Here is a 14,200-nt window from a genome sequence, read left to right as displayed (position 1 = left end):
GCTTTTGTTGCTAAGCTGACAGGGAAGATGATCGATCGACGGAGAGTGACGGAACCAGCAGCTGTGAGTGAGATCGTGCGCCTCGAAACCGGCTCGAAAACTGGGTACCCCCTCTCGGCCGACCACGACGTCTGGCCGGGCGTCGAAGACCCCGCCGCACTGCTCGACGCGATCGCGGACTGGCTCGCCGGCTACGGCAACCAGGCCACCCGCCGCACCTACGCCGAAGGACTCGGCCTCCCCGTCACCGCGGCCGACCTCGCCGAGTGGGCCGAACCGGGACGTCACCTCGACACCTGGCGCACGGCCGTCCTCCACTACGCCGACGCCCTCCGCCTCACTCCGAGCCCGAGCCCGAGTTCCGCCGCTCCCCCGCCCGCACCGCGCGGCCGGCTGCGCGCGCACCACTGGTTCCGTTGGTGCGTCACCCGCGGCCTCGACCCGATGGCCGCCACCTCGGCCGACGTGAAGAGCTGGCTCGACACCCTCGCCACCGCCGACGCCGCTCCCGCGACGCGCGACCGGATGCTCGCCACCGTCAAAGCGCTCTACGGCTACCTCGCCGACACCGGCCTCGTCACCGGAAACCCCGCCGCCCTCAACCGCCGCCGGCTCGGCCTCGCCACGGCCGCGAGCAGCACGTCCGGCACCGTCACCCTCACCACACGCCAGGTCCGCGCCCTCTACACCGCCGCCGGCACCCCCCGGCGTGGTGCCGGCCCGCTGGACACGGCGCGCGCGGTGGCCGTGGTCGCGCTCTTCACACTCGGGCTGCGCGTGAGCGAAGTGTGTGGCCTGGACCGCTCCGACCTGCACGTCACCCGCGGCCGCCGCGCGCTGCGCGTGCTCGGCAAGGGCGGCAAGACGCGCGTGGTCTACCTCAGCGTCCCGGCGGAGAACGCGCTCATGAGCTACCTCTCCGCCCGCGACACTGCAGCCGCCTCACGCGAGACCACCGTCGAACGCCGGACCCAAGCGCGCCACGCCCCGCCGTCGCCGCTACTGCTGACCCGCACCGGCAACCGCTACCAACGCCAGGCGATCTGGCAGCTGCTCCGCCGCATCACCGCCACCGGCGGCACCGACCTCGAACCCATCGCCGGCGCCATGCACCCCCACGCGCTGCGTCACTTCTACGTCACCACCGCCGTCGAGGCGGGCGCCCAACTCGTCCACGTGCAGGCCGACGTCGGCCACAGCAGCATCGACACCACCCAGCAGACCTACGACCACGCCGCCCGCGCGCCGGAACGCAGCGCCGTCGACCTCGTCGCGAGCAGCTGGTTCCCCGACGACACCACCGCTGGCTGACGTGCGGCCACGGCGCCGCGGTGTACAACGCGCTGTTCGAACGGGGAATGGAACAGCACCTGGACGTCGTCCGGACGGCGGTCGCGGCGGTGCCGGAGGCGTGGCCGACCCTGCGAGCGATCACAGCCCGCCGAAGGCCTGCCAGTCGCTGTACGCCGGCTGTCCAGAGCGGCAACGGCGGTGCCGATACCCTGGTGAGAACCCCGCCGGCCAGGAGAACACTTGTCCCACCACGATTCGCTCACTGCCGACTGCGGCAGCTGCTTCGGGCTGTGCTGTGTCGCCCTCACCTTCACGCGTTCCGCGGACTTCGCGATGGACAAGGCGGCCGGCGAGCCGTGCGTCAACCTGGAACCGGAGTTCGGCTGCGGCATCCACGATCGCCTGCGGGACAAGGGGTTCTCCGGCTGCACCGTCTACGACTGCTTCGGCGCCGGGCAGAAGATCTCGCAGATCACCTTCGCCGGGCGTGACTGGCGCGGCGAACCGGGTGGCGCGAAGCAGATGTTCGCCGCGCTGCCTGTGATGCGCCAGCTGCACGAACTGCTCTGGTACCTCACCGAAGCCCGGTCCCTGGACGTCACGCGGGAGCTGCACGCCGGTCTCGACGCGGCGCTCGCCGAGACCGGACAACTGACGCTGACCGACCCCGGCACCCTGCTCGCGCTAGACGTCGCAGAGCAGCGCGCCCGCGTGGACGTGCTGCTGCAGGCCACGAGCCGGCTCGTGCGGGACGGGGTGCACGGCAAGAAGAAGGACCGCCGGGGTGCCGATCTCATGGGGGCCAAACTCGCGAACGCGGACCTGCGGGGCGCGAACCTGCGCGGGGCCTACCTCATCGCCGCGGACCTGCGCGGCGCCGATCTTCGCCAGGCCGACCTGATCGGGGCGGACCTGCGCGACGCCGACGTCCGCGGCGCGGACCTCACCGCCTGCCTGTTCCTCACGCAGTCGCAGGTCAACGCCGCCCGCGGCGACGCCACGACCCGGCTCACCGAGCGCCTCAGCCGGCCCGCCCACTGGTAGCCGGCCGCGTCGACCCGACCACCACGCCACCGAGCCGCGCGACCCAGCTGCCGCACAGGCAGCGGACGTAGTCGGCACGACTGCCGCGCGAGGCGGGCACGACGGCGGACGGGGGCAGTTCAGCCAGGGGCCAGCCACAACGGGGGCAACGGTTCTCATCCATGCCCCGATCGTGCTGTAATGAGTCAGTGCACTTCAACCCTTACGGCGGCTCCGGTGCTCAGGTGGCCGCGGCGCTGGCCACGCTGGCCCGGGACGACAGCGTCTCGGCGGACGACGTGCTGGACACCTGCCGGGCCCACGGCATGACGCTGACCGGGCTCACCGACGACGAAGGCGCCCGCATCCTCGACTGGGGCCGGCGGCTGCGTGAAGTTTTCGGCGCGGGCAAAGCGGACCAGGTGGAGCTGGTGAACCGGCTGCTCCTCACCGCGGCGGTGCGACCGCACATCTCCGGCCACGACGGCAAACCCCCGCACCTGCACTACGTCGGCGAAGACGCCGAGGCCGTGGAACGCGTGCAGGCGCACTCGGCCGGTGGGCTCGCCCACCTCGTGTGTGAGGCGCCCGACCGCTTCGGCCTGTGCGCACGTGAGGGTTGCGGGATCGCGTTCGTGGACACCTCTCGCAACGGCCGCCGCCGCTTCTGCTCGACGCGGTGCGGCACGCGGGTCAACGTCGCCGACCACCGGGCCCGGCAGCTCAGCGCCTGACTCAGCTCATCTGCTCGTGGATCCAGTCGAGGATCGTGTCCACGCGCGCGGTGGTCTCCACACCGGGCTGGGGGCAGTCCGGGCCGTTGTCCTCGATCGCCACGAGCCGGCCCTTCTGGTCGCCCTCGGGGATGAAAAACGGTGAGCCCGAGTCGTCGTGACACGGGCTGTTCTCGACGGTGCGCGCCTCCCGGGGGCTCATGTCGAGCTCGGTGTGGCGGATGTCGCTGACCTCGAAGTGGCCGCGTTTCATGTGGTCGGCCGGCGCGACGACGGTGGCCGAGAGCGAGCCCCAGCCCACGAAGTCGACGTCCTCGCCGACCTTCGGCGGACCGGTCGGCAGCGTCAACGGCGCGATGTCGGTGATCGGGGCGCTGAGCTTGACCAGCGCGAGGTCGTTGACCGGCGACTGGCGCACGTCCACGGCCTGCACCACGTGCCCGCGCGGGTCCTCGTCGTTGATCTTCCCGACCGCCACCGTCATGTGGTACTTCGGCGCGCCGCCGGCGCGGGTGCCGTCGAGGTCGTGGAAGCAGTGCCCGGCCGTGATGATCCAGTCCGGCGCGATCAGGGACCCGCTGCAGCCACCACCGCGCACGCCGCCGCCCTCGACGGGGATGTCCTTCGACGTGAGCTTCGCGTTGAACGGCATCACGCTCGGCGGCAAGGCCGGAGCAGTGCTGCTGGGCGCCGGCTTCGGTTGGGCCGACGTGCCCTGGCCGCCCGCGCCCGCCCGCGTGTGCGCGACTTCGGCCGCGTCGGCGGTCCCGGCGGCGGACGCTGTCGGGCCCTTCTGGATGGTGACGTAGCCGGCGAGGCCCGCACCAGCGACGATGGCGAGTGCCAGCGCGCCGTGCCGGGAGCGACGGTGACCGGATCGTGACTTCACACTTGCAACAACGGACGGAGACGCTGAGAAGTTCAGCCATCCGTGGAGAAATCTCAGCGAATCTCGTCACTCTGTGACACCGGAGGCGATCAAGGGACGATTCGGGCTGCATTAGGGTTCTCGTTATGACCAACCGCTTGGTATCTCTGGGCGATTCCTTCACCGAAGGTGTCGGCGACGACGATCTCGCCGCGCCGAACGGCGTGCGTGGCTGGGCCGACCGCGTCGCCGAGGTGCTGGGCGCCCGTGAGCCGGACTTCCGCTACGCCAACCTCGCCATCCGCGGGAAGCTGCTGCCGCAGGTGCTCGCCGAGCAGGTCGAGCCGGCGATCGCGATGGAACCGGACCTGGTCACGCTCTACGCGGGCGGCAACGACCTCATGCGCCCGAAGGTCGACATCGACGCGCTGACCGACTCCTACGAGCTCGCCGTCGCCCGGCTGCGTGGGACCGGCGCCCGGGTCGTGCTGTTCACCGGTGTCGACGGGGTCGAGGACGCGCTGTTCCGGCAGATGCGCGGGCGCGTCGCGATCTACAACGAGAACGTGCGCGGCATCGCCGCCCGCCACGGAACGCTGCTGGTGGACATGTGGTCGATGCGGCAGCTGCGCGACCGGCGCCTGTGGGCACCGGACCGCCTCCACCTCAACTCCCGGGGCCACCTCGAGATCGCGATCGCGGTCCTCGGCGCGCTCGGGGTCCCCCACGACCTCACCTCGGCCGAGCTGGCGCCGCGCCCGCGCCTGTCGACCCGCGAACGCCGCGAGGAGAACCTGCGCTGGAGCCGCGAGCACGCGTGGCCTTGGGTGCAGCGCCGCCTGCGCGGCGAGTCGTCCGGCGACACGATGAGCCCGAAGCGCCCGGTGCTGGAACCGTTCGGATCCGGCGCGCTTGAGTCAGGCGCGCTTGAGTCAGGCTCCGACGCGCGGAGCGTGCGCGGCTGACAAGGCCGGGCGCAGGCCGTCGAACAGGATCGCGACCACGCGGTTGCGCAGCGCGCAGTCGGCACCGATGTGCTCGGCGGCCTTGGCCGTGCCGATGATCACCGGGATCAGCTCGGCCACGGTGAGGTCGGCACGCACCGCGTCGGCGTCCTGCGCGCGGCGCAGCAGCACCCCGAGCGCTTCCAGCAGGTGGGTGGCGACGTCCGAGCCTGCCTTCGGCACGTGGACGCCGGCGGCGCTGAGGGCTTCGAAGTAGGCGTTCTTTGCGCTGGACATCTCGATCCAGCTGGTCAGGAACGTGAAGAACGCGGCGCCGGCGTCGGGTGAGTCTTGGGCGACGACGGCCTCGGCCTCGTCGACGAAGCGGTGCAGCCGCGCGTAGAGCACCGCTTCGAGCAGCGCCTCCTTGGTCGGGAAGTGCCGGAACACCGTGCCGACGCCCACGCCCGCCTCGCGTGCGACCTCCTCGGTCGGGGCGCCCGTGCCTTTGGCCGCGAACACCGTCTCCGCGGCTTCGAGCACTTTGGCCCGGTTGCGCCGGGCGTCGGCGCGCAGCGGTTTGGACTCCGTCACGGTGCCTGATCGTAGCCGGGTTCAGCCGGGCAGCGCGCTGAGCACGCGTTCCAGGGCCCGCGGCACGTGCGAGCGCCAGCCGCCGCCCATGATCCGGCGGGACACACGCTCGAACTCGTCGTCCGGGTCGAAGCCCTCGTGGCTGAGGAACAGCCGGGTGCCGGTGCCCTCCGGCACGAGCCGCCACGTGACCGTCCACTTCGGACCCCACTTGATGCTCAGCTCGCGTTCGGGGTCGGCCACGAGCACTTCGCACCGCACCGGCCCGCCCGCGAACCCGGCCGCCGGCACGGGCTGGGCGAGCAGCTCGAAGCGGTGTCCCACCACGGGTTTGATGTCGTTGGGCATCGCGAGCCAGCGTTCCAGCAGCTCGGGTTCGGTGAGCGCGCGCCAGACCTTGCGCGCGGGGTGCGGGGGTCCCGGACATCTCGCGGAATATCCAACGGAATAGCCCCTGACCAGCGCTGACAAGACCCCGAGTGCTGATGACGAGAACCGCCCGAGATGATCTCGGGCGTCGAGTTGGTGCACGGGTTGGCGGTGTCTGGTGGCGACGCAGTTCTTCTCCGCGAGCGAGATCGGCGAGCTGGAGTCCTGGCCGGCCGAAGTCGGCCGAGACGAACTGGTGCAGTACTTCCAGCTGGCAGTGGAGGACGTCGAGTGGGTGCACCGCACGACCCGCGGGGCGCCGAACAAGCTGGGTCTGGGGTTGCAGCTGGCTGCGTTGCCGTGGCTGGGGTTCGTCCCGGCCGACGTGCGCGCGGCGCCGACGCCGGCGGTCGCGCGGGTCGCGACCCAGCTCGGGGTGGAGCCCGGCGCGCTGACGCATTACGGGCGCCGGGAGCAGACCAGGTCGGATCATCTGCGGCTGGTCGCGCAGCGCCTGGGCTGGCACACCGCTGAGGACGACGATCGGGCCGGGTGGAAGACGCTGCGGGAGTTCCTGGTCGACCGCGCGATCGAGCACGATGTGCCGAGCGTGCTGTTCCGCCTGGCGACTGAGCACCTGGCCTCACAGGACGTGCGGATCGTGCGGCCGGGCGTGGTGTCACTGATGGAGGAGATCGCCTCGGCCCGCGAGGTCGCCGAGCGGGAAGTGTTCGCCCGGATCGAGCCGTTGCTGACCGAACGCCGGCTCACCGACATGGGCAGCGTGCTGGAGGTGGCACCTGAGATGCCGGTGTCCCGGCTGACGTGGCTGCACCGCGGCGCGACCAGCTACTCGCCCTCGGCGATCCGGGCCGAGGTGGACAAGGTGTTGTTCCTGCGTGGCCTGGGCGTCGACACGCTGGACCTGTCGATGATCCCCGAGGCGCGTCGTCGGCGGCTGGCCGGTTTGGGGCGGCGGCTGCGCAACCAGGCGCTGCGCGGGCGCCGGGCGGAAAGCAAGTATCCGATCCTGCTGTCCACAGTGGTCGAGTGCTACGTCGAGGTGCTCGACGAGCTGGTGCAGATGTTCGACCAGGCCCTGTCCGGGATCGAGAACCGGGCGAAGGCCAAGGTGAAGGAGAAGCTCGCCGCCCGCGGCCGCGAGTCGGTGGACAAGCTGGAGCTGCTGGAGGAGATCGTCGCCATCGCGGCCGACACCGCGATCCCGGCCGAGCAGGTCGGCGGCCTGTTGCGGGATCGGGTCGGGCTGGAGCGGATGCGCTCGGCGCGGCGGCACCCGAAGGACCGGCCGTATCAGGATCACGGGCATCTGGACACGGTGGAGGACTCCTTCACTTACCTTCGGCAGTTCGCGCCGCTGGTGATCCGCCACCTCGAGTTCGCCGGGAGCCTCGACGCGCAGCCACTGCTCGCGGCGGTGGAGCTGTTGCGGGGGCTGTACGCGAAGGGCACCCGCCATGTGCCCGACACCGCGCCGGCCTCGTTCGTGCCCTCGCGGTGGCGGGGCTACCTCGACCGGGCCCGCGCGGAGGCGGATCCGGTGCGGTACCGGCATTTCTGGGAGCTGTGCACGCTGCTCGGGCTGCGCGACTGCCTGCGCTCGGGTGATGTGTGGGTGCCCGGGTCACGCCGGTACGCCAACCCGGTCGCGTTCCTCATGCCCGCGGACAAGTGGGCGGTGTCGAAGCTCGAGTACTGCGCGCTGGTCGGCGCCGCCCCGTCGGCCGAGCACGCGCTGGCCGAGGCCGAGGAGCAGTTGGAGACCGCGCTGCTGGCCGTTGAGCCGCTGCTCGCGGCGGGCGAGGGCCCGGTCCGGCTCTCCGAGCAGGGACAGCTGTCGATCAACCGGTTGACCGCTGAGCAGCTGCCTGACCAGGTCGAGGCGGTCAAGCTCGGTCTGGTGGAGCTGCTGCCTCGGATCCCGATCACCGAGCTGCTCATCGAGGTCGACCGCTGGACCGGGTTCTCCGACAAGCTCGTGCACGCCTCGGGTAAGACCGCGCGGGACAACCGGCTGCGCCAGCAGCTCTACGCCGCGATCCTGGCGCAGGCCTGCAACTTCGGCACCACCGCGATGGCCGAGGCGTGTGGGCTGACCTACGACATCCTCGCCTGGACCGGGCAGTGGTACCTGCGGGAGGAGACGCTGCGCGAGGCGAACGCCGCGGTGGTCAACCACCACCACACGCTGCCGATGGCCCAGGCCTGGGGTGGCGGCACGATGTCCTCCTCCGACGGGCAGCGGTTCCCGATGAAGGGCAAGTCGCTCACCGCCCGCGCGCTGTCGCGGTACTTCGTGGACGAGGGCATCTCGACCTACACGCACGTCTCCGACCAGCACTCCACCTACGGCACGAAGATCATCCCGGTGTCCGACCGGGAAGCGGTCTACGTCCTGGACGAGATCCTCGGCAACGCCACGACCCTGCCGATCTCCGAGCACGCCACCGACACCGCCGGCCAGACGCTGACGGTGTTCTCCCTGTTCAAGCTCACCGGGCTGGTGCTCTCCCCGCGGATCCGGGACCTGGGCGGGATCACGCTGCATCGGCTCGGTTCGAAACGCGACCTGCTGGGCCGTTTTCCGAACGCCGGACAGCTGCTGACCGGCACGATCGACACAAAGCTGATCAGCGAGCAATGGAACGAGATGCTGCGCGTGGCCGCGTCGCTGAAGTACGGACACGCCACCGCATCGCTGGTGGTCGGCAAGCTGCACGCCGCCTCCCGGCGCTCGGCGGTCGCGCAGGCCCTGGTCGAGTACGGCGCGATCCAGCGCACCCTCTACTCCCTGCGGTATCTCGCCGACGAGGCCTACCGGCGCCGGATCACCCGCCAGCTCAACAAGGGCGAGTCCCTGCACTCGCTGCGCCGGGACCTGTTCTTCGCCCACGAAGGCAGTGTCCGGCGCCGGCACCTGGACCAGCAGACCGACCAGGCGCTCTGTCTGAGCCTCGTGGTGAACGCGATCATCACCTGGAACACCGTCTACCTCGAACTCGCCCTCGCCCTCGCCGAGTATGTCCGCGCCCACGGCCCCGTCCCGCCCGATGTCCTCGCCCACCTGTCCCCAGCGTTGATGGAGCACGTCAACCAGTACGGCACCTACACCTTCCCTATCGAGAAAGTCCTGGCACGCCAAGGCTTACGTCCGCTGCGTGCACCGGACGCCATGATCCCCGTGCTGGACTGAACAAGGCTGGCCCGAGTGCGGGGTTGAGTAGCAGCGGTACAGCCGTTAGCGCTTAGCCCAGAACCTGCAGTTCAGGGGTTCTTGTGCCACGGCGCTTGGGGATCGGCGAGGGTGTCGAGCAGCAGCTGGCACCAGGTCACAGCGGCGTTGACCGCGAGGTGCGCGTGGCGGGGGTGAAGTCCGGTTCGCGCGGCCGCCGGGCCGTGCCCGGTGCCATAGCCGCGGTTGCGTAGTTCGCCGAGGCCTGCGGCGATGGTGGTGACCGCGCCCAAGATCTTCTTGACCGCGTCGCTGCCGTCGGGGCCCGGTGTTACAGACGACGGGTGCACCCGAGGGCGTCCTGGGCTGCCCTGGCCAGCGCGGGCAGGTCGTCTTTGTCGTTGACCGGGTGGCCGCGCTCGACAAGCACGACTTTCGCGGTGCTCTCGATCAGTTCCTTCGCGCTGCCGATGGCCTGGGCGGGGTCGTCGATGATGGCGCGCTGGATACGGTCGAGCTGCTCCTGGATCGCGGACGGGTCAGTCAAGCTGGCCATGGATTTCAGCGGTCGCAGCGAACCGTTGCCGACAGGCGGGGTGATCATTCCGTGAGGGTCGAACGTGCAGCCGTCTCGACGCAACGCACTGTAGAAGCTCTTCAGGTGGGGTTCGTCGTCGTCCCAGTCGATCAGCAGCCGTTCGAACGCCCGGCACGCGCGCGCGACGTGGTCGGGGTCGGACCAGGCGACCGACTCCAGGTATTCCTGGGTGGCGGTGCGCCGCGAGCTGGTGTCGTCGTAGCGGGTGTCCGGATTGGGCGCAAAGCCTTCGTCCTGGAAGGCAGACCTGATGGCGGCCAGGGTGCTGTTGGTCATGAGGTCGCGGAATTGACCGCGGGTGCCGGAGCTGATCAGGTCTTTCATCGACTGGCCTGTCGTGTGGAAGTGGGGACTATGGCGGCGAATTCGGCGTGTGCCCGTGCGACGGCGTCGGGGTAGGTCCGGGTCTTCTCGTGCTCGGCGAGGGCTCGGTAGATGCTGGCCAGTCCGGGGTTCTTGCCCTTGCGTTTGCCTGTCGGGATGATCAGGTCGCCGCGGATATCCTCAATGGACTCGCCGTTCGCGCGGCGGCGCAGCACGGTGTGCAGCATGTCGTCGGTGATGACCGGGGGCCGGCCGCCGTGGTTTCCCTTGCGTGCGGCCGCGTTGAGGCCTTCGAGTGTGGCTTCACGGATGTTCTCGCGTTCGGTCTCGGCCATCGCGGCGAAGAACGCGAACAGCACCCGCCCGGTGCCGGACGGGTCGTAGATCCCGGTCAGCGGCCCGGCGAGCATTTCCAGGGCGATGCCGTGGGCGGTGAGGTGGTCTGCCAGGGCGGTGAGTTCGGCGGAGTCGCGGCCGAGGCGTTTCATCTCGTAGACGGTGAAGATGACCCGGCAGTGCGGGGCGTGGGCCTTGATCTGCCGGGCGGCCTCGAGGGCGGCTTCGAACTTCGGCCGGACCCGGATGCGGGTGGAGACCTTTTCGGCGAAGATCTTGTCGCGCGGGATCCCGTGCGCGGCCAGGGCGTCGAGCTGGGACTGCAGTTCCTGGGTCAGGTGCGAGCAGCGGGCGTAGCCGACGCGGATGTCCGCGCTCGGCGAGTCCGCGGGGATGGGTGCCGGTGGCGGGGTGCCCGGCCGCCACGGCTGTCCCGGCCCGCGGTCGGCCGGGGTGGGGATGCGCAGTTCCTTGACCAGGCGAGGGACCTTGGTGAACCGGCCGGTGTGGTAGGTCGAGGCGACCGCTCCGGAGCGCGACCGGCACGGGGAGCCGGGCTGGACCTCGCAGCGAGGGCAGGGATGCCGCTCGATGTCGTCAGCGTCGGACAGGTCGGCGGCCTCGCGGTCGGTGTTCACACCGGAATCTTCTCACAAACATTTCTCAGAACAGGTTGGACACCTTATTTGAGTGAGAATGGGTTCTGAGAAGAAAACCGCCCTCCGTCGACCCGGCGAACCGCAGCGGCGAACACTCTCTCAGAAACGAGCGTTTGCGAGAAGCGGTCGGGCAGACTGTCGTCGTGCAGAACATCGAGAACGCCGTCGCCCGCCGGCTGCTGCGGCGCGGGTTCGCCCTGGAGTACACCACCCTGGCCTGGAACGTGGTCGGCATCGTCGTGCTCGCAATCACCGCGGTCACCGCGCGGTCGGTCGCGCTGGCCGGGTTCGGGCTGGACTCCCTGATCGAGATCGGTGCCTCCATCGTGGTGATCTGGGAGCTCTCGGGGACGGGCGAGGCCCGGCAGCGGCGAGCACTGCGGCTGATCGGTGGCGCGTTCGCGCTGCTGGCGATCTACCTGGCCGTGCAGTCCACGTTCGTACTGGTCACCGGCTACCACCCGCAGCACAGCACGGGCGGGATCATCTGGACCGCGGTTACCGCGGTGGTGATGTTCGCGCTCGCGGCTGGCAAGGCCCGCACCGGCGCCGCCCTGGACAACCCAGTGCTGCGCACCGAAGGCCGGGTCACCCTGGTCGACGGGCTGCTCGCGGTCGCCGTACTGGTCGGCCTGGTCCTCAACGCCGCCGCCGGGTGGTGGTGGGCAGACCCGATCGCCGGGTATGTGCTGCTGGCCTACGCCGCCCGCGAGGTGTACGCGGTCTTCGTCATTGGCGATCATTGACCCGGTCGACCAGGCGAGATCACCTAGGTTCTCACGCACCCGCAGCGGCCGGGGCTGAGCTGGGCAAGCTCGCCCTCGATGCCCCCGTCGATCGAGCGAAGTAGCGTCATTTGTGCGCGCCGGTGCGTTCGCTGAGCTTGACCTTCGAGTCGGGTCGAAGGTTTAGGTTCGGGTGGTGACCAGCTTGCGGATCTCCCAACTCGCGGCCCGGACCGGTGTGCCGGCGACCACTCTGCGGTTCTACGAGACGGCGGGGTTGCTGCCCGCCGAGCGCACCACTGCGGGCTACCGGGTCTACGGGCAGGAGGCGGTGCAGCGGTTGGCGTTCATCTCCTCGGCGAAGGTTCTCGGCCTGCCGTTGGAGGAGATCCGCGACCTGCTCGGAGTGTGGGAGCAAGGGGTGTGCGCGGCGGTGCGGGCCCGGATGCTGCCCCTGCTCGCCGAGCGGATCGCCGATGCCGATCGCCGCCAGGCCGAGCTCGCGGCGTTCTCCGCCCGCCTCACCGAGGTCCACCAGCAGCTCTCGACCCCCGCCCCGGCCGGCGGGTGCGGCCCGGACTGCGGATGCACCGCCACCACCACCGGACCCGGCCCAGTGCCGGTGCCGCTCTCGCGCACCTACTCCGAGGAGACCGCGGCCGGGGAGACCGCGGCCGGGGGGACTGCGGCCGAGACGTGGAGGCAGGCGCCGGTGGCGTGCACGCTGGAGAGCGCCGCGTTGGGCGAGCGGATCGCGCAGTGGCAGCGGATCACCGGGCAGGCCACCAGCCGGCGCGACACCGCCGACGGGCTGACGCTGATCTTGCCGGCCACGCCCGAGCTGGCCGCCGAGGTCGCCGCGCTGGCCGCGGCGGAACAGGACTGCTGCGCGTTCTTCGACTTCACCCTGCACCTGACACCGACCGCGCTGGAGTTGACTGTGCGGGCCCCCGAAGCGGCCGGCGCCCTGCTGGCCGAGCTGTTCGCCGTGAGCGCATGAACACCCGGAGGCCCCGGCCCTCCCGCTCAGGGACGGCGTGGGGAGTCGGTGCGGCAGCCGTCGCGGCGTGCGCGCTGTGCTGCGCGGGGCCGATCCTGGCCGTGCTCGGCGGCCTGGGCGCGGTGTTCGCGGTCGCGGCGATCTGGGTGCCCGCGCTCGCGGTGCTGGCCCTGCTCGCCGCCGTGGCCGTCCTCGTGGTGCGCCGCAGACGGCGCGCGTCGAACTGCCGTGCTGGCACTGGGCCGGTCGTGTTGGGCCTGCCCGCCGTCCCCGGTGAACCCGACGACATCACGGCCCGCGCGGACCGCTAAGCCCGGACCGGCGCGGGCGCTGTCGGGACCGGTCCTGCGAGGATGAATCAGCAGGGACCGGTGCCGAGGAACGGGAGTCGGCAGGGTGGCGGCGCAGCAATCACAGAGTCTGGCCGACCGGATGGAACACCACCAGGTGGTGATCTACCTGGCGGCGATGGTGACCGGCGGCCTGCTGGGCTGGGCCCTGCCCGCGGCCGGGCCGGGCCTGGGGCACGCCATCAACCCGGTGCTGGGCGCCCTGTTGTACGTGACGTTCCTCCAAGTCCCCGCCGCGGAACTGATGCGCTCCCTGCGCGACGGCCGGTTCCTGTCCGCGACGCTGGTCGTCAACTTCGTCGTGGTGCCGCTCATCGTCGCGGCGATGTTCGCATTCCTGCCCGCCGAACAGGCCGTCCGGATCGGGGTGCTGCTGGTGCTGCTGTGCCCGTGCGTGGACTACGTCATCGTGTTCAGCGGGCTGGCCGGTGGCAGCAACCGGCGCCTGCTGGCCGCCACCCCGTTGCTGCTGGTCGCGCAGATGTTGCTGCTGCCGCTGTTTCTCTACCTGTTCATGGGCTCCGAACTGGCCGACATCGTCGAGATCGGCCCGTTCGTCGAGGCGTTCGTCGTGCTGATCGTGATCCCGCTCGCCCTGGCTTGGGCCACTCAGGCCTGGGCCGCCCGTGCCGCCGCCGGGCGCGCGGTGTCCGCGGCGGCGAACACCACGATGGTGCCGCTGATGGCCGCGACCCTGCTGATCGTCGTGGCGTCCCAGGTCCCGAAGCTGGGCGGCAACCTCGCCGACGTGGCCGCCGTCATCCCCTTCTACGTCGCGTTCCTGGTGATCATGGCGCTCGCCGGCTGGGCCGTGGCCCGCACGTTCCGGCTCGACGTCCCCGCCGCGCGGGCGGTGGTGTTCACCGGTGCGACCCGCAACTCCCTGGTCGTGCTGCCCCTGGCCCTCGCGCTACCCGACCGGCTGTCGCTCGCCGCGGCCGTTGTCGTCGCCCAGACTCTCGTCGAGGTGCTCGGCATGGTCGCCTACGTCCGCCTCGTGCCTCGGCTCGTGCCCGCCCGCGCGGGCACCGCCGCGCCCTGAGCAGGCAGCTCAGAAGAGGGTGTCGCGCACCCGCAGCGGCCGGTAGCCGGTCGGGCCGAGCTGGGCGAGTTCGCCTTCGATGTCGGCGTCCCCAGCCCGCGATGATTCACGATCGAGCACAAGAAACCTCTTCCCTAGTCTCTCGCCG

At 70.8% G+C, this 14,200-nt stretch carries 15 protein-coding genes; 9 read left to right on the top strand and 6 right to left on the bottom strand.

Going from position 1 to position 14,200, the window contains the following annotated elements; all coding sequences use genetic code 11:
* Positions 1-63: 63 nt before the first annotated feature.
* The 3 genes from K1T34_RS44920 (at position 64) to K1T34_RS44910 (ending at position 3,050) form a co-directional block, all read left to right on the top strand.
* Positions 64-1,311 carry a tyrosine-type recombinase/integrase gene (locus K1T34_RS44920; protein WP_255638029.1) on the top strand — a complete coding sequence of 416 codons (1,248 nt, stop codon included), beginning with the start codon at positions 64-66 and terminating at the stop codon, positions 1,309-1,311.
* A gap of 222 nt (positions 1,312-1,533) precedes the next feature.
* On the top strand, positions 1,534-2,337 hold the full coding sequence (locus tag K1T34_RS44915) for a pentapeptide repeat-containing protein (protein WP_255638028.1): 804 nt from the start codon (positions 1,534-1,536) through the stop codon (positions 2,335-2,337).
* A gap of 188 nt (positions 2,338-2,525) precedes the next feature.
* On the top strand, positions 2,526-3,050 hold the full coding sequence (locus K1T34_RS44910; RefSeq protein ID WP_220240713.1) for a CGNR zinc finger domain-containing protein: 525 nt from the start codon (positions 2,526-2,528) through the stop codon (positions 3,048-3,050).
* A gap of 1 nt (position 3,051) precedes the next feature.
* Here K1T34_RS44910 and K1T34_RS44905 read toward each other — a convergent pair whose 3' ends face one another.
* On the bottom strand, positions 3,052-3,939 hold the full coding sequence (locus K1T34_RS44905) for a trypsin-like serine protease (RefSeq protein ID WP_255638027.1): 888 nt from the start codon (positions 3,937-3,939) through the stop codon (positions 3,052-3,054).
* 125 nt (positions 3,940-4,064) lie between these two features.
* Here K1T34_RS44905 and K1T34_RS44900 point away from each other — a divergent pair, with 125 nt between their 5' ends.
* A complete protein-coding gene (locus tag K1T34_RS44900; protein WP_220240712.1) occupies positions 4,065-4,883 on the top strand; it encodes an SGNH/GDSL hydrolase family protein in 819 nt (272 codons plus the stop codon).
* Here K1T34_RS44900 and K1T34_RS44895 read toward each other — a convergent pair.
* Both K1T34_RS44895 and K1T34_RS44890 read right to left on the bottom strand, forming a co-directional pair.
* Positions 4,851-5,456 (bottom strand): TetR/AcrR family transcriptional regulator, encoded by a 606-nt coding sequence (locus K1T34_RS44895; protein ID WP_220240711.1) that lies wholly within the window; start codon positions 5,454-5,456, stop codon positions 4,851-4,853. The two genes, K1T34_RS44900 and K1T34_RS44895, sit on opposite strands and share 33 nt — an antisense overlap.
* A 21-nt stretch (positions 5,457-5,477) precedes the next feature.
* A complete protein-coding gene (locus K1T34_RS44890) occupies positions 5,478-5,987 on the bottom strand; it encodes an SRPBCC domain-containing protein (RefSeq protein WP_255638026.1) in 510 nt (169 codons plus the stop codon).
* A 16-nt stretch (positions 5,988-6,003) separates the two neighbouring features.
* On the opposite strand from K1T34_RS44890, the gene K1T34_RS44885 reads away from it, so the two are divergent.
* Positions 6,004-9,039 carry a Tn3 family transposase gene (locus K1T34_RS44885; protein WP_220240710.1) on the top strand — a complete coding sequence of 1,012 codons (3,036 nt, stop codon included), beginning with the start codon at positions 6,004-6,006 and terminating at the stop codon, positions 9,037-9,039.
* A gap of 71 nt (positions 9,040-9,110) precedes the next feature.
* Here the strand turns inward: K1T34_RS44885 and K1T34_RS44880 are convergent, their stop codons facing one another.
* Genes K1T34_RS44880 through K1T34_RS44870 form a run of 3 tightly spaced genes read right to left on the bottom strand, consistent with a single transcriptional unit; the run spans position 9,111 to position 10,914 of the window.
* Positions 9,111-9,368, bottom strand: a complete 258-nt coding sequence (locus K1T34_RS44880; protein ID WP_220240709.1) for an abortive infection family protein — start codon at positions 9,366-9,368, stop codon at positions 9,111-9,113.
* Positions 9,350-9,940, bottom strand: coding sequence for a hypothetical protein (locus K1T34_RS44875; protein WP_220240708.1), 591 nt, complete (start codon positions 9,938-9,940; stop codon positions 9,350-9,352). The genes K1T34_RS44880 and K1T34_RS44875 overlap by 19 nt, the downstream gene beginning before the upstream one ends.
* Positions 9,937-10,914 (bottom strand): recombinase family protein, encoded by a 978-nt coding sequence (locus K1T34_RS44870; RefSeq protein WP_220240707.1) that lies wholly within the window; start codon positions 10,912-10,914, stop codon positions 9,937-9,939. Before K1T34_RS44870 ends, K1T34_RS44875 begins: the two co-directional genes overlap by 4 nt.
* Positions 10,915-11,078: 164 nt before the next feature.
* Between K1T34_RS44870 and K1T34_RS44865 the strand changes: the two genes are divergently transcribed.
* The 4 genes from K1T34_RS44865 to K1T34_RS44850 all read left to right on the top strand — a co-directional run bounded on the left by K1T34_RS44865 (position 11,079) and on the right by K1T34_RS44850 (position 14,052).
* Positions 11,079-11,681, top strand: a complete 603-nt coding sequence (locus K1T34_RS44865; protein ID WP_220240706.1) for a cation transporter — start codon at positions 11,079-11,081, stop codon at positions 11,679-11,681.
* A 175-nt stretch (positions 11,682-11,856) separates the two neighbouring features.
* A complete protein-coding gene (locus tag K1T34_RS44860; RefSeq protein WP_220240705.1) occupies positions 11,857-12,660 on the top strand; it encodes a MerR family transcriptional regulator in 804 nt (267 codons plus the stop codon).
* Entirely contained in the window at positions 12,657-12,971 is a 315-nt protein-coding gene (locus K1T34_RS44855) for a hypothetical protein (RefSeq protein ID WP_220240704.1), read from the top strand. The genes K1T34_RS44860 and K1T34_RS44855 overlap by 4 nt, the downstream gene beginning before the upstream one ends.
* 121 nt (positions 12,972-13,092) lie before the next feature.
* A complete protein-coding gene (locus tag K1T34_RS44850; protein WP_220247732.1) occupies positions 13,093-14,052 on the top strand; it encodes an arsenic resistance protein in 960 nt (319 codons plus the stop codon).
* Positions 14,053-14,200 lie beyond the last annotated feature (148 nt).

The sequence above is a fragment of the Amycolatopsis sp. DSM 110486 genome, assembly GCF_019468465.1.
GTDB lineage: Bacteria > Actinomycetota > Actinomycetes > Mycobacteriales > Pseudonocardiaceae > Amycolatopsis.
Note: the sequence above shows the minus strand (reverse complement) of the source record. Positions and strands in the feature narration are given on the sequence as shown.